Below are 15169 nucleotides of genomic sequence, written 5' to 3'. Positions count from 1 at the left end.
GAAAACTCGGAACTTAATATTCAGCTGAGTGTGCTTGAGCTTCCCAGCCGTCGAGTAGCGTGTCGATCATTTTGTGCGTCATGCTATCCCAGCGGATGACGTCAGGCGCTGGGGCAGGCAGCGGTCGGCTCACAATGCCAAGCGAGAAGTGCAACTCCAACGGATCCAGGTCTGCGGGACAGAGCTTGGCTCGCTTCGCGGGAGCGAGGAGCCCGTCGTAGATCTCCCGCACTTCCGCAGCACGCTTTTCGGCGGATCCCTGAGCGATAGCCGCAAGCCCTAGGTTGCCGATTGCATGGATGGTGTCGCGCCAAGCCTTTCGCGTATCTACCGTGAATTCGACGGAGTGATCGTCGAGGATCTGAACAATGTCGTTCAAGGTTTGTTCGCTCACGGCGTCGTACAGGTCCGTGCGCTCCGGGAAGTGGCGCGTCACCGTTGCGACTCCGACTTTGGCAGCTCCGGCGATAGTGCGCATGGACACGTGTGGCCCTTCGTCCACAAGCAACTGTCTAGCTGCGGTGACGATGGCGTATCGGTTGTCGGCGGCGTCCTGTCTCACGTCTGAAAAGACATCAAGTCGAACGTAATGTTTCACTTAATAAGTCGAACACCTTGTTGCATGTACTTTATTTCAGCAGGTAGTCGCACTTCACTATTCCGACTTGAACGCGCGCAGGCGCAGCGAGTTGGACACCACAAATACTGACGAGAAGGCCATCGCAATTCCGGCAAGCATCGGGTCCAAGAAGCCCAGCGCAGCCACCGGAATGAGCAGCACGTTGTAGGCGAACGCCCAGAACAGGTTGCCCTTGATGGTCTTCAACGTTTTGCGCGACAGGCGGATTGCGTCCACGGCGGAACGTAGCGAGGAATGCATCAACGTAATGTCGGACGCCTCAATGGCCACGTCGGTGCCGGCTCCCATCGCCATACCAAGGTCCGCTTGGGCGAGGGCGGCGGCGTCGTTGACACCGTCGCCGATCATAGCCACCCGGTGACCCGAGTCCTGCAGCCGTTTGACCACGTTGACCTTGTCCTCCGGCAGCACGCCAGCGGTGACGTTTGCGGGATCGATCCCCACCTCAGCCGCCACCGCCTCCGCTGCGCCCTGGTTGTCGCCAGTGAGCAGGTGAGGGGTCATCCCCAAGTCGCGCAGGCGTGCGACGGCATCGCGCGAGTCCTCCTTCACCGTGTCGCGCACCGCGATCACACCGGCCACAACACCGTCGACCTCCACGGCAACCGCGGTCGCGCCGCGCTGCTCGGCCTCCGTGAACGCATCCGCCAGGGCACCAAGCTCTCCGGTGGGGCGGCCGACGCGGACGAGGGTGTCGTCGATACGCGCAGAAGCCCCCTGACCTGGCAAATTCTCAAATCCGGTTGCCTCAGGAACCTCATCGGCGGCCTCCACAATCGCCTGTGCGATCGGGTGCTCGGAACCCGCCTCCACACCGGCAGCCAGGCGCAGCACCTCATCGGCCTCGTAGCCCGGGCCAGGCAGCACATCAGCCACACCCATCTGACCAGTGGTCACCGTGCCGGTCTTATCCATCACCACCGTGTCCACCTGGCGTGTGGATTCCAGCACATCCGGGCCCTTAATCAACAACCCCATCTGGGCGCCACGGCCGGTACCCACCAAGATCGCCGTCGGCGTGGCCAGGCCCAACGCGCACGGGCAGGCGATGATCAACACCGCCACCGCCGCCGTAAACGCGTCCTCCACCGCATGGCCCACCAGCAGGTGCCCCACCAGCGTGATCAGGGAAACCACAACAACCGTCGGCACAAACACCTGCGAGATCCGGTCCACCAGACGCTCCACCGGCGCCTTGCCAGCCTGCGCGTCCTTGACCAGCTGCCCCATCTGCGCCAGCGTCGTTTCCGAGCCGACACGGGTGGCCTCCACCACCAGACGTCCCGACGTGTTCAGGGTCGCGCCGGTGACCATCGAGCCCTCGCCGACCTCCACCGGGACGGACTCGCCGGTCAGCATGGATTCGTCGATAGCTGAATGCCCCGAGATCACACGCCCATCCGTGGCCACCTTCTCACCAGGGCGAACCACGAAACGATCCCCCACAACTACCTGCGAGATCGGCACCCGGACCTCTTTATCCCCGCGGATCACCGCCGCGTCCTTGGCGCCCATGCTCAGCAGTTCGCGCAGCGCTTCCGAGGACTGCCCTTTCGCGCGCGTCTCAAACCACCTACCCAAGAGCAGGAACGTGATCACGACACACGCGGTCTCGAGGTACACCGGTTCGCCTGGGCCACCAACAAACAGTGCCCAAATCGACCACAGGTACGCCGCCGACGTACCCAGCGTGATCAGCGTGTCCATGGTCATCGCGCCGTGCTTCAGATTCACCCACGTCGCACGGTGGAACACACTGCCCGCGGAGAAAAACACCAGCGTCGTCGCAGCCAGCGCCGCAAACTCCCAATTCGGGAACTGCAGCCCGTGGATCATGCTCACCAGCATCACCGGCAGCGACACCAGCGCCGACCAAATCGTCGTGCGCTTTAAATACTCGGCCTCTTCATCGCGCGCCTCATCGAGAGCATTGCTTGTCGACGACCCCCCGTCCTCACCGGCTTCCCCACCGTTTTCGTCACCCATTTCAAAGGCGTCGTAGCCGGCGGCGCGGACTTCGTCGATAAGCAACTGCGTCGACGTCGACGACGGATCAAACGAAACAGTCGCAGTCTCGGTGGAGTAATTTACCGACGCATCAACGCCATCAAGCTTGTTCAACTTGCGCTGAATACGCGAAGAGCACGACGAACAGGTCATCCCCGTTACGCCGAGCTCAATATGTTGCAACGCCACTGGAGGTTGAGTCATGGCCCCACCATATACCCGTGACGAAATCCCCGTTTAGGCCAGCTTGTAGCCCGCTTCCTCAACTGCAGCAGCAATATCCGCGTCGGAGTAGCCCTCGCCCTCCACGACAACATTGCCAGTCTTGTGGTCAGCCTTCACACCGGTGACACCAGCGATCTCGCCGACCTCCTCCTGCACACTCAACTCGCAATGTCCGCAGGTCATGCCCTCAACCTGGAACGTACGCTCAGCCATCGCAGCCTCCTCAAACGGTGTTATAGGTCAAAAATGTAACTCGTAGCCTGCGTTCACCGCAGCCAACCGGACATCCTCATCAGTGAACGTGAACCCGACAACAGTCAAGACGCCGTCCTCAATATTGATGTCCACCTCATGCGCACCCTGCACCAGAGAAAGCTCATCTGCAAGGGAAGCAACAGCCACTTCGTCATCAGGACCCGAAATCTTATAGGTCTTCGTCATGACTGGTGAGCGCCTCCTTAAAGCGTCCCCAACACGGGTGGGAATACGACAAAACTCTTCGCGTTGTATGTGACACAACCCCAAAAGGATAACCCAACGCAACAAGGAGCGAAACGTTGAGCACCATTGATGTAACCGAGGACACGTTTGAGCAAACCGTCACTCAGGACGGCATCGTCTTTGTCGACGCATGGGCCTCCTGGTGCGGCCCCTGTCGCCAGTTCGCCCCAACCTACGAAAAGGCATCCGAGACCCACACCGACGTGACGTTTGCCAAACTCGACACCGAGGCGAACCAGCAGCTCGCAGCCGCACTTGAGATTCAGGCAATTCCTACCCTGATGGCATTCCGCGACGGAATCATGATTTGGCAGCAAGCTGGCGCCCTTCCGCCGGCCGCCTTCGAAGACGTGATTAGCCAGGTCAAGGCCCTCGATATGGACGAGGTTCGCCGTCAGATCGCAGCCCAAAACACCGAGGAAAACTAGACCTCACCCCCCAAGCGCCCGCCTGCCGGGCGCTTTTTTCATGCGTACACTTGCCTAACGACGACGCACCCAAACCGACAAACACCGAAAGGACCCAACCATGGCGAACCCGTTTACCAAAGGCTGGAAGTACCTTATGCAGTCTTTCGACACCAAAATCGACGAGAATGCCGACCCGAAGGTGCAAATCCAACAGGCCATCGCAGCCGCGAAGAAGCAGCACCAAGACATCACCCAGCAGGCCGCCAACATCATCGGCAACCGCAACCAGCTGCAGATGAAACTCGACCGCCTGATTAAGTCCCAGGACGACCTGCAGGCCAAGGCCCGCACCGCCCTCCAGGCTGCCGACAAGGCCACCGCCGCTGGCGACACCGAAAAGGCCCAACAGTTCAACTCCACCGCCGAGGTCATCGCCACCCAACTGGTGTCCGTCGAGCAGGAACTTGAGCAAACCAAGCAGTCCTACGCCTCCGCCGACCACGCCGCCAAGGAAGCACAGCAAAAGCAGAAGCAGTCCGAGGCCCGCCTGCAGGAGCAACTGGCCCAGGTTTCCCAGCTTGAGTCCCAGCTCAACCAGGCCAAGATGCAGGAGCACACGGCCCGCACCATGGACACGATGAACCAGTTCAATACTGACGACGTGCCCACCCTCGACGGCGTACGCGACAAAATCGAACGGCGCTACGCCAACGCACTTGGCCAGCAGGAGTTGATGAAGGACTCCATGAACGATCGCATCGCCGAAATCGAGTCCGGCTCTTCCGATGCGGCCGCCTCCAACCGTCTCGCCGAGATCCGTGCCTCCATGGGCGGCGAGCTCGAGGCCGGTTCGGGTGCTTCTGCTTCCGCAGCCGACCGCCAGCTCGAAGCCGGCTCCGAGGGGGACGCTGCCGATTCTGCTGAGACTGCCGACACTGGCGCTGCCGAAGCGGCGGGCGCTGCCGACGACACCATCGGCGACGCCGAGGCCTACCTCCGCGACGCCGAGTCGGATGCTGACGCTAAGGCTGATGCCGACACTGACGCCGAGACCGACTCTGGCGCCGAGCGCTAGGCCTTTCCTGACACATTCCGCCGTAATCTGTCAGCCACCGGTATCTGGCCTGGACAGAAATCCGGCCTGACAAATTTTGCAATATTTGTCAGTGCCAGGGGCAGCCGCAAAAAAGTTCCCAGGTTCACGCTGAATCCGGGAACTATTTTGTCCGACCACGAGTGTCTAGAACTGCCGACCTGGGGAAATGTCGCGGCAAAGGTGCCGGAAACCGAAGAAAGTTCCCGCGCGGGGAACTATTTCGAGAAAGGGGGGCAGACGGGGAGGCGCCGGAAGCAGAAGAGAAGCGCAGGGCAAGCAACGCAAAAACGGGGCCGCAAGGTGGTTGGCGGCCCCGGTGTCGTCGTAAAGCGACTAGCTGCGGCGGATGTTGATCAGGACACCGCGGATGCCGGAGTGGAACCCGTCGCGAAGATTGACGCGCTGGGTTTCAGTCAGCGTGTACTCGTGGAGGGTTTCGCAGGCGAACTGCAGCAGTGGCCTATCGATCTCCGGAGGCAACCCACCGCCCGAGAGCAGGTGTGCGCTGTCGCGCTGCTCCATGGTGGCGGCGTTTTCAAACCACCATGATGCGTACTGTTGTCCCACGTCGTAGGGGGTTTGGAAGCCGGCGGACGTCCACACCTCCTCCGGGAGCGGGACGTAGCGGGAGCGAAGCTTGCGGCGCGGCGCCATCATCGACGGCTTCGGTGCCGGCTTCGGTCCCTGCTGCGGCGCGGAATCCTCCGCCTTGGTTGAGTCGGCGGACGAGTCGGTATCCGAAGGGCTTGTCTTTGCGGCCGGCGTCGGCGCCGGAGTGGCAGCCGGGCGTTGTTCGCTGGAGACCTGCTTGTTGCCGGGTTTGTTGGACTCGTTGTTGGCCTCGACCTGTGCCTCGGAAGGCTCGTCGAGTTCCGGCTCGTCGGGTTCGTGCGTGCGCTGCTGGGCAACCGGAGCACCGACAATGTCGGAAGGCTTCGGCGCTGCAGGTGCAGCAGACGAGGCAGGTGCAGCAGGCTTGGCTTCGGTGGTCTCGGCCTCAGAGGTCTTGGAGCCCTCCGCCGAACTCTCCGCCGAACCCTGCGACGCATCAGCACCGGCACCCGAACCATCGCCAGCACCCGTCTTCTCTTCCTGTTTCTCTGCTTCGGCGTTGGCGCATTCGGCGCTGAGCGGCTCGGGGCCAAGGCCTGGGACGGAGGTCGGGCCGTCGGCTTCGTCGAGGGGCGCGGCGTCGTTAAGCGGGCGCTCCCGGATGGTCGGCGGCAGGGGGCCTTCGAGGACTTGCAGGCGCATGGCGTTGGAGAAGTCCTCGCGCGGGTCGAGAATGGTGGTGCTGTCGCATGCGTGGCGCAGTGCGGAGGACATGGAGTCCCACCCGAATCCGTAGAGGTGTACGCGGGTGCCGGTGCGGGTGACTTCTTCGACGCCGGGGATCATGTCTGCGTCGCCGGAGACGAGGACGAAGTCGGTGAATTTTTCGCTCAGGCCGTTGACCACGAGGTCGGCGACGAGGCGGGTGTCAACGCCTTTTTGGGTGCGTCGTTCGCCCCATTCGATGAGTTGGCCGGTGCGGAGTTGCACGCCGTCGCAGGTGCGCAGTGCGCGTTGGTAGCGGTGGGGCCCGGAGTCGGGGATGCCGTCGTACCAGAGTTGCCTATGGATGGGTTGGTTGAGTTGGTCGGTGATCATGTTCCCGAGGGTGTTGACTACCTCGGGGAGGTCGATTTCTAGTTGGGCTCTTGCGCCGATTTCCCACGAATTGTAAAAGCTCGCGAGCAGGTAAGACGTGTCGACGAACACCAGTGTGCGTTCAAGCATGGCTCCTAAATTCCGATTCTTTTCGTTGCTAAGTTGATTTTCACGGCCCATCTTGCCTGATTTTGCGCGGGTTCTCCATGTTCTTTTTCTGTTTTTTGGTTGCACTCCACCTGAACCCGTGTTAGTTAGTTGGTTACTCGAGTAACTAACCAATGAGGCGAATGGAGGCGTCGTGAATACTGATGCGGAGCCGTTATTCGTGCAGATCGCCAGTTTTGTGGAGGACCTCATCGTCGACGGCTCCCTCAAGCCCGGCGATCAGGCCCCTTCGACGAATCAGTTGGCGCAGTTCCACGAAATCAACCCCGCCACTGCGCGCAAGGGGCTGGCTTTGCTTGTGAGCGACAACGTGTTGGAAAAGCGCCGCGGCCTCGGCATGTTCGTCACCGACGGCGCCCGCGAGCGCATCCTGGCCACTCGCCGCGAGGCGTTTGCCGGCCAATACATCGCACCGCTTATCGACGAAGCCGTCCACCTCGGCTACTCCCGCGCCGACCTCCACGACCTCATCGACCGCGTCGCAGAAAGTAGAGGACTGTACCGATGACAATCCACACCGCTGGCCTCACGCATCGCTTCGGCAGCACGCAAGTGCTCAACGGCGTCGACCTGGACCTCGGCCCCGGTATCCACGGCTTGCTCGGCCGCAACGGCGTGGGCAAATCCACCCTGCTGCGCATCCTTGCCGGCCAGCTGAAACCCACGGACGGCACCGTTGAGGTCTTCGGGCAGCGCCCCTTCGACAACGCCCGGGTGATGGACAATACTTGCCTGACCGGCGTCGATACCGCGTACCCCGGCTGGTGGTCCGCTGCAGACGTGAACAAGGGAGCGCGCTTGCGCTTCCGCGGTTGGAACCAAACCATCGCGGACACACTCATCGCCGACTTCGCCTTGGATCCCGCCCTGGGCACCCGTTACGAGAAACTCTCTCGCGGGCAGCGCGCCATGGTTTCCATCGTCATCGGCCTCGCATCCGGCACGGAGCTTTTGCTTCTCGACGAGCCCTACGTCGGCCTCGACACCCACAACACCCAGGTTTTCTACCGCCACCTGTTGGCGCAGGCGGACACGGGGCGCACGATCGTCATGGCCACACACCACATCGAAGACGCCGCGAAAGTACTGGACAGTGCGGTGATTCTGGGGCGTGATGGGGTCGTCGCAAAGCAATGTGTTCCGGAGGATGCGGACGCGTTCGCTGTTGCTGGCCCCGAGCTTGTTCCTCTCGACGACGCCCCGCGCCATGCCCGCGCCGCCAAGTTCGACGACCTCATCGAGCACGTGTTGGAGGTGTCGTAATGAACACCACGCTTCTCGGATTCTTTCGCCACCAGTTTGTTGCCTCGCCGCTGAAGCGGCTGCTGTGGATGGTGCCGTTGATCGCCGTCATGGCGTTTGGACCGTTTGTTGTGGATAGTGCGCTTTCTGCCGCATTCCTCCCCAGCATGGTCACGGTGCTTGTACTTGTCGCGTTGCAGCAGGAGGAGACTGCCTATACCGCGTTCGGTGTGCCGCGCTCGCGCGCTGTGAAACTTGCGGCCTTTGGGGTGGTGCCGGCGGTGTTGTGCGGGGTTGGCGTGGCGCTGGCGGCGCGGCCCGATTGGGTTGGCCTGCTCGGCGCGCTCTTTGCGGTGGTCGCTGGCCTGCTGATAGGCACGCGCTACGTCGAGGCGACCAACGACGAGGATCGGCGCGCGGTGCGTGGCCGAATCGGCCGGGGAGGGTTCATCTTCGAGGTGATTTTCAAGCCACAACTGTTGTGGGCAGCAGGCATCGCGGTTGCGCATAGTCTTTTGCTCTACCTTGCGAATGTGGTGAGCAGCGAGCCTCTCGCCCAGTTCCTCGTGAGCCTGCCGATCCTCGTCTGGGCCATGGTCTATTGCAGCGCCGGCACAGGCGTTCTCGGGGCGACGTCGATGATGAGTTTCGGCGTTCCCCGGCGCCGCTGGCTGGTCCTGTATTGGGGTGCCGCCCTGGCATCGGTTGCGCTCTATATGGCGGTGTTGCTGCTGGTCGCGCCAATCGGTCTGAGGGCGATTCTTGCTCTGGGGGCAGCGGGCCTCGCCAGTGCTGTGCTCGGCGCACCGCTGAAGGTGTGGCGCACAGACGTTGGTCTCATCCCTGCGATGTTCCTGTTCTTCGCGGTCAAAGACACATTGCTTATCGACGATCCCCACCCCGCCCAAGTCGCATACGCGCTGGCCATCGCGGGTTTGATGTTCTTGATCGGCCTGGTTTTGCAGGCGTTGTTCGTTTTTGGCGTGATTAACCCAAAACAAGGATTTAAAGACGCTTAGAAAACACGCTCTACGCTGGTGATTTGTGTTGTTGTTTGGGTGTGTGTAACTTAATCCCAGTCAGCGAGACCGACAACGCCCCGCTGGAGAGCGATCAAGGTTCTCTGGTTTGTGTGGCGGGCAGGAAAACAATCGCGGACCAATATCATTTCAAGTCACTTCGGACTTATCTGCGCTGTTGTGTGGGTGTGTTTGAGTGTGCTGGTGTTGTTTGAGAACTCGATAGTGTGCCAATGCATTTTTTGTTGTTGTGTGCTTGGTGTTGTGTGCCATGGTGTGCATGCCTTGTTTGGTGTGTGCCGGTGGTGGTCGGGTGAACCATTGATTGCCTGATCATCTGTGTGGTGTGCTTCATTTGTGAGTGCATGATGCATGTTGCCAACCCTTGTTTTTGCCCCGTCAGGGTGGGGGTTGGTTGGAAGTTTTTGGCTTCCGGTAATTTTTGGATTTTTTATTTTTGTGCCAGTCCAGCATTGCAGTGCTTTTTGGTGTTGTGGTGTTGGTTGGTTTGTTTTTGGTTAGGTATTGGGCTTTTCACGGCCTGTTTCTGCTGAAACATTTTTTGTGGAGAGTTTGATCCTGGCTCAGGATGAACGCTGGCGGCGTGCTTAACACATGCAAGTCGAACGGAAAGGCTCCTGCTTGCAGGGGTACTCGAGTGGCGAACGGGTGAGTAACACGTGGGTGATCTGCCCCGCACTTCGGGATAAGCCTGGGAAACTGGGTCTAATACCGGATAGGACCACTTCTTGGAGGTTGTGGTGGAAAGTTTTTTCGGTGTGGGATGAGCTCGCGGCCTATCAGCTTGTTGGTGGGGTAATGGCCTACCAAGGCGTCGACGGGTAGCCGGCCTGAGAGGGTGTACGGCCACATTGGGACTGAGATACGGCCCAGACTCCTACGGGAGGCAGCAGTGGGGAATATTGCACAATGGGCGCAAGCCTGATGCAGCGACGCCGCGTGGGGGATGACGGCCTTCGGGTTGTAAACTCCTTTCGCTAGGGACGAAGCGTTATGTGACGGTACCTAGAGAAGAAGCACCGGCTAACTACGTGCCAGCAGCCGCGGTAATACGTAGGGTGCGAGCGTTGTCCGGAATTACTGGGCGTAAAGAGCTCGTAGGTGGTTTGTCGCGTCGTTTGTGTAAGCCCGCAGCTTAACTGCGGGACTGCAGGCGATACGGGCATAACTTGAGTGCTGTAGGGGAGACTGGAATTCCTGGTGTAGCGGTGGAATGCGCAGATATCAGGAGGAACACCGATGGCGAAGGCAGGTCTCTGGGCAGTAACTGACGCTGAGGAGCGAAAGCATGGGGAGCGAACAGGATTAGATACCCTGGTAGTCCATGCCGTAAACGGTGGGCGCTAGGTGTGAGTCCCTTCCACGGGGTTCGTGCCGTAGCTAACGCATTAAGCGCCCCGCCTGGGGAGTACGGCCGCAAGGCTAAAACTCAAAGGAATTGACGGGGGCCCGCACAAGCGGCGGAGCATGTGGATTAATTCGATGCAACGCGAAGAACCTTACCTGGGCTTGACATACACCAGACCGGGCCAGAGATGGTCTTTCCCTTTGTGGTTGGTGTACAGGTGGTGCATGGTTGTCGTCAGCTCGTGTCGTGAGATGTTGGGTTAAGTCCCGCAACGAGCGCAACCCTTGTCTTATGTTGCCAGCACGTGATGGTGGGGACTCATGAGAGACTGCCGGGGTTAACTCGGAGGAAGGTGGGGATGACGTCAAATCATCATGCCCCTTATGTCCAGGGCTTCACACATGCTACAATGGTCGGTACAACGCGTTTGCGAGCCTGTGAGGGTGTGCTAATCGCTGAAAGCCGGCCTTAGTTCGGATTGGGGTCTGCAACTCGACCCCATGAAGTCGGAGTCGCTAGTAATCGCAGATCAGCAACGCTGCGGTGAATACGTTCCCGGGCCTTGTACACACCGCCCGTCACGTCATGAAAGTTGGTAACACCCGAAGCCAGTGGCCTGTCATGGGAGCTGTCGAAGGTGGGATCGGCGATTGGGACGAAGTCGTAACAAGGTAGCCGTACCGGAAGGTGCGGCTGGATCACCTCCTTTCTAAGGAGCTTTTATTTTTCGCCCACAGTTGTGGGTGTGGTGGTTGAGTACCCGAGTGTGGTACTGCCACCAGTTTGTTTTGAAAATGTCCGGGTGGAGACACACCCAACCATGGTTTTCATGCTTATGTGAGTATGGGGTGTGGTTGTGGGGTGTGCACGCTTGGGTGCATGGATATCAAGTGCGTGTTTGCAGCAATGAAATTGATGGTGTGTTGGCATGCTGTTGGGTGTCTGGGGCAACATTGTGTGTTCCTTGTTGTGGCATTCCATGGTGGTTGATCATCTGTTGTGGTGGTTGGTCTTCGTGGGGTGTGTGTTGTGTGAGAACTGTATAGTGGACGCGAGCATCTTGTTCTTTTTGTGTAATTTTTGTTTGTTGAGTTGTCTGCAGTTTTTGTAGCGACCGTAATTGTTGTTTTGTGTTACGGGCGTATGGTGGATGCCTTGGCATGCTGGGCCGATGAAGGACGTGTGAGGCTGCGTTAAGCCTCGGGGAGTTGCCAACAGTGCGTTGATCCGAGGATGTCCGAATGGGGAAACCCAACACCAGTTGTGTGGTGTTACCTGCAGGTGAATGCATAGCCTGTGTGGAGGTGACGTGGGGAAGTGAAACATCTCAGTACCCACAGGAGAAGAAAACAATTTGTGATTCCGTGTGTAGTGGCGAGCGATAGCGGATGAGGCTAAACCGTGTGCGTGTGATACCTGGGTAGGGGTTGCGTGTGCGGTGTTGTGGGGTGTGATCGTTGCGGGCTACCTGACCGCAAGATGGTGTGTGTGCGTTAGCGGAAACGTCTGGGATGGCGTGCCGGAGCGGGTGATTAGCCCCGTACGTGAAGGCGTTGCATATGTTGTCTGATCATGTTTTCCCCGAGTAGCAGCGGGCTCGTGAAATCTGCTGTGAATCTGCCGGGACCACCCGGTAAGCCTAAATACCCAGTGTGACCGATAGTGAATAGTACCGTGAGGGAATGGTGAAAAGTACCCCGGGAGGGGAGTGAAAGAGTTCCTGAAACCATGCGCTTACAATCCGTCAGAGCACCGTTTGTGTGTGATGGCGTGCCTTTTGAAGAATGAGCCTGCGAGTCAGCGGCATGTCGCGAGGTTAACCCGTTATGTGGGGTAGTCGTAGCGAAAGCGAATCCTAAGAGGGTGTCAAGTGGCATGTCCTGGACCCGAAGCGGGGTGATCTACCCATGGCCAGTGTGAAGCAGCTGTAAGAGGTTGTGGAGGCGCGAACCCACTTAGGTTGAAAACTGAGGGGATGAGCTGTGGGTAGGGGTGAAAGGCCAATCAAACTCCGTGATAGCTGGTTCTCCCCGAAATGCATTTAGGTGCAGCGTGATGTGTGCTTACCGGAGGTAGAGCTACTGGATGGCCGAGCGGGACTATCATCTTAGTGACGTCAGCCAAACTCCGAATGCCGGTGAAGTTTGAGCATTGCAGTGAGACTGTGGGGGATAAGCTTCATAGTCGAGAGGGAAACAACCCAGATCGCCGGTTAAGGCCCCTAAGGGTGTGCTAAGTGGAAAAGGATGTGGGATCGCGAAGACAGCCAGGAGGTTGGCTTAGAAGCAGCCATCCTTGAAAGAGTGCGTAATAGCTCACTGGTCGAGTGGTTCTGCGCCGACAATTCAGTGGGGCTCAAGCACACCGCCGAAGCCGCGGCATAGTTTTTACTATGGGTAGGGGAGCGTCGTGTGTGGGGTGAAGCCGTATCGGAAGAAGCGGTGGACTGCACGCGAGTGAGAATGCAGGCATGAGTAACGAATGATACGTGAGAATCGTATCCGCCGAATGACTAAGGGTTCCTGGGTCAAGTTCGTCTTCCCAGGGTGAGTCGGGTCCTAAGGCGAGGCCGACAGGCGTAGTCGATGGTCAACGGGTTGATATTCCCGTACCCGTATATACGCGCCCAGTATCGAAGCGGTGATACTAACCACCCAAAGCCGCCGACATGCACATCTTTGATGTGTGGTTGGTGGTGATGCGTGGGGCCTGATCCGTTGTAGGTCAGTGATGGGGTGACGCAGCAAGGTAGCCAAGCCGCTTATTGGATTGCGGTGCAAGCGTGTGGCACGACAGCATGTCAAATGCGGCTGTCAATAGTGTGAGGCGTGATGCGTAGCCCGTATTGGGTGATGTTGGTGATCCTCTACTGCCGAGAAAAGCCTCTAGCGATGTGTGTATACGGCCCGTACCCGAAACCGACACAGGTAGTCAAGTAGAGAATACTCAGGCGGTCGGGAGAACTGTGGTTAAGGAACTCGGCAAATTACCCCCGTAACTTCGGGAGAAGGGGGACCCAAACTGGTGCCCGATCATACGATCGTGGTTGCTGGCGTGGGTCGCAGAGAATAGAGGGGAGCGACTGTTTATCAAAAACACAGGTCCGTGCGAAGACGATGAAGTTGATGTATACGGACTGACGCCTGCCCGGTGCTGGAAGGTTAAGAGGACCTGTTAGGACATTTAGTCCGAAGCGGAGAATTTAAGCCCCAGTAAACGGCGGTGGTAACTATAACCATCCTAAGGTAGCGAAATTCCTTGTCGGGTAAGTTCCGACCTGCACGAATGGCGTAACGACTCCCCTGCTGTCTCAACCACAGACCCGGTGAAATTGCACTACGAGTAAAGATGCTCGTTACGCGCGGCAGGACGAAAAGACCCCGGGACCTTCACTATAGCTTGGTATTGGCATTCGGTGCGGTTTGTGTAGGATAGGTGGGAGACGTTGAAGCGGCCACGCCAGTGGTTGTGGAGTCGTTGTTGAAATACCACTCTGACCGTAGTGGATATCTAACCTTGGCCCATGATCTGGGTTGGGGACAGTGCCTGGTGGGTAGTTTAACTGGGGCGGTTGCCTCCCAAAATGTAACGGAGGCGCCCAAAGGTTCCCTCAGCCTGGTTGGCAATCAGGTGTTTAGAGTGTAAGTGCACAAGGGAGCTTGACTGCGAGACTTACAAGTCGAGCAGGGACGAAAGTCGGGACTAGTGATCCGGCACCTACTTGTGGATGTGGTGTCGCTCAACGGATAAAAGGTACCCCGGGGATAACAGGCTGATCTTCCCCAAGAGTCCATATCGACGGGATGGTTTGGCACCTCGATGTCGGCTCGTCGCATCCTGGGGCTGGAGTAGGTCCCAAGGGTTGGGCTGTTCGCCCATTAAAGCGGCACGCGAGCTGGGTTCAGAACGTCGTGAGACAGTTCGGTCTCTATCCGCCGCGCGCGTTGAAACTTGAAGAAGGCTGTCCCTAGTACGAGAGGACCGGGACGGACGTACCTCTGGTGTGCCAGTTGTTCCGCCAGGAGCACAGCTGGTTGGCTACGTACGGAAGGGATAACCGCTGAAAGCATCTAAGCGGGAAGCCTGTTTTAAGATGAGGTTTCATTTGAGGTTCCCAGAAGACGACTGGGTTGATAGGCCGGAACTGGAAGCACAGCAATGTGTGGAGGCGACCGGTACTAATACACCAAACAAACCAACACCCGGTTTTTCAACAAACCAAACACAAAACGAAACACTGTTCGCGTCCACTATGCAGTCACTGACACAACACACCCATTGTCACAATGACATCTCAATACTGATCATCACGATCACATCAACCCCCAAGATGTGTCGGTGGTTGATAGCGGCGGGGAAACGCCCGGTCCCATTCCGAACCCGGAAGCTAAGCCCGCCCGCGCCGATGGTACTGCTCCCGGGAGGGAGTGGGAGAGTAGGTTACCGCCGACCCAACAACTTCACACACAAACACCCGTAGACGAAACCACCCAGTTTCATCTACGGGTGTTTTTCACATTCCCATCCCTCTACATTTCGTTGGTGACCACCAACTTGTCCGCAATGCGGAGTCGGAATGTCTGCAATGCGGAATCAACGACAAAACCGGCGTCACTATGCCACTGCATAGTCAACGGCTGGGTTCCCAACCGCCCGTGACCTGGCTGAGGCAACAGAATCGTTGGTGTCCACCAACTTGTCCGCAACGCGAAGTGAGAATCGGAACGAGGCTCACTATGCCACTGTATAGTTGGTGTCCACCCACTTGTCCGCAATGCAGAGTAAGGAGGGGATCGGGCATGACTATGCCGCTGCATAGTTAATGGGTACACCCCCACTAGT

At 58.6% G+C, this 15169-nt stretch carries 10 protein-coding genes and 3 rRNA genes; 8 read left to right on the top strand and 5 right to left on the bottom strand.

The features are described from left to right. Positions 1-13: 13 nt before the first annotated feature. The 4 genes from CCOY_RS11540 to CCOY_RS11525 are packed head-to-tail and all read right to left on the bottom strand — an operon-like array spanning position 14 to position 3313. Positions 14-598: a TetR/AcrR family transcriptional regulator gene (locus CCOY_RS11540; RefSeq protein WP_092100940.1), complete on the bottom strand. Its 585-nt coding sequence runs from the start codon at positions 596-598 to the stop codon at positions 14-16. Positions 599-655: 57 nt separating this feature from the next. After that, positions 656-2851, bottom strand: coding sequence for a heavy metal translocating P-type ATPase (locus CCOY_RS11535; protein ID WP_092100938.1), 2196 nt, complete (start codon positions 2849-2851; stop codon positions 656-658). Positions 2852-2884: 33 nt separating this feature from the next. Beyond that, a complete protein-coding gene (locus CCOY_RS11530) occupies positions 2885-3085 on the bottom strand; it encodes a heavy-metal-associated domain-containing protein (protein ID WP_092100936.1) in 201 nt (66 codons plus the stop codon). A gap of 27 nt (positions 3086-3112) precedes the next feature. Further along, positions 3113-3313 (bottom strand): hypothetical protein, encoded by a 201-nt coding sequence (locus CCOY_RS11525; RefSeq protein ID WP_092100934.1) that lies wholly within the window; start codon positions 3311-3313, stop codon positions 3113-3115. 116 nt (positions 3314-3429) lie between these two features. On the opposite strand from CCOY_RS11525, the gene trxA reads away from it, so the two are divergent. Next, the gene (gene trxA / locus CCOY_RS11520; RefSeq protein ID WP_070568433.1) at positions 3430-3801 is read left to right on the top strand and encodes a thioredoxin; all 372 of its coding nucleotides are present in this window, start codon (positions 3430-3432) and stop codon (positions 3799-3801) included. Between the two features lie 100 nt (positions 3802-3901). Then, positions 3902-4858, top strand: a complete 957-nt coding sequence (locus CCOY_RS11515; RefSeq protein WP_092100932.1) for a PspA/IM30 family protein — start codon at positions 3902-3904, stop codon at positions 4856-4858. Between the two features lie 354 nt (positions 4859-5212). On the opposite strand, the gene CCOY_RS11510 is transcribed toward CCOY_RS11515, so the two are convergent. Then, positions 5213-6658 carry an NYN domain-containing protein gene (locus CCOY_RS11510; protein WP_092100930.1) on the bottom strand — a complete coding sequence of 482 codons (1446 nt, stop codon included), beginning with the start codon at positions 6656-6658 and terminating at the stop codon, positions 5213-5215. Positions 6659-6830: 172 nt separating this feature from the next. On the opposite strand from CCOY_RS11510, the gene CCOY_RS11505 reads away from it, so the two are divergent. The 6 genes from CCOY_RS11505 (at position 6831) to rrf (ending at position 14779) form a co-directional block, all read left to right on the top strand. Beyond that, positions 6831-7205 (top strand): GntR family transcriptional regulator, encoded by a 375-nt coding sequence (locus CCOY_RS11505; protein WP_070614166.1) that lies wholly within the window; start codon positions 6831-6833, stop codon positions 7203-7205. Next, complete coding sequence (locus tag CCOY_RS11500; protein ID WP_092100928.1) at positions 7202-7960, top strand: ATP-binding cassette domain-containing protein; 759 nt, start codon at positions 7202-7204, stop codon at positions 7958-7960. Before CCOY_RS11505 ends, CCOY_RS11500 begins: the two co-directional genes overlap by 4 nt. Then, complete coding sequence (locus CCOY_RS11495; protein WP_092100926.1) at positions 7960-8958, top strand: hypothetical protein; 999 nt, start codon at positions 7960-7962, stop codon at positions 8956-8958. The genes CCOY_RS11500 and CCOY_RS11495 overlap by 1 nt, the downstream gene beginning before the upstream one ends. A 561-nt stretch (positions 8959-9519) precedes the next feature. Beyond that, positions 9520-11036 (top strand): 16S ribosomal RNA (locus tag CCOY_RS11490). A 414-nt stretch (positions 11037-11450) separates the two neighbouring features. Then, positions 11451-14528 (top strand): 23S ribosomal RNA (locus CCOY_RS11485). Positions 14529-14661: 133 nt separating this feature from the next. Continuing rightward, positions 14662-14779: ribosomal RNA gene (rrf, locus tag CCOY_RS11480) — 5S ribosomal RNA — on the top strand. Together the 16S, 23S and 5S rRNA genes form the textbook arrangement of a ribosomal RNA operon. The last annotated feature ends 390 nt before the right edge of the window (positions 14780-15169 follow it).

Origin of the sequence: Corynebacterium coyleae, from assembly GCF_030408635.1 — a bacterium.
GTDB classification, from domain to species: domain Bacteria; phylum Actinomycetota; class Actinomycetes; order Mycobacteriales; family Mycobacteriaceae; genus Corynebacterium; species Corynebacterium coyleae.
The sequence above is the reverse complement of the archived record's forward strand: the minus strand, read 5'-3'. Positions and strand labels throughout refer to the sequence as shown.

Excerpts from the sequence above, each read along its gene's own strand:
- CCOY_RS11535 (WP_092100938.1), bottom strand. The coding sequence starts at position 2,851 with ATGACTCAACCTCCAGTGGCGTTGCAACATATTGAGCTCGGCGTAACG.
- CCOY_RS11530 (WP_092100936.1), bottom strand. The coding sequence starts at position 3,085 with ATGGCTGAGCGTACGTTCCAGGTTGAGGGCATGACCTGCGGACATTGC.
- CCOY_RS11525 (WP_092100934.1), bottom strand. The coding sequence starts at position 3,313 with ATGACGAAGACCTATAAGATTTCGGGTCCTGATGACGAAGTGGCTGTT.
- CCOY_RS11515 (WP_092100932.1), top strand. The coding sequence starts at position 3,902 with ATGGCGAACCCGTTTACCAAAGGCTGGAAGTACCTTATGCAGTCTTTC.
- CCOY_RS11510 (WP_092100930.1), bottom strand. The coding sequence starts at position 6,658 with ATGCTTGAACGCACACTGGTGTTCGTCGACACGTCTTACCTGCTCGCG.
- CCOY_RS11500 (WP_092100928.1), top strand. The coding sequence starts at position 7,202 with ATGACAATCCACACCGCTGGCCTCACGCATCGCTTCGGCAGCACGCAA.
- CCOY_RS11495 (WP_092100926.1), top strand. The coding sequence starts at position 7,960 with ATGAACACCACGCTTCTCGGATTCTTTCGCCACCAGTTTGTTGCCTCG.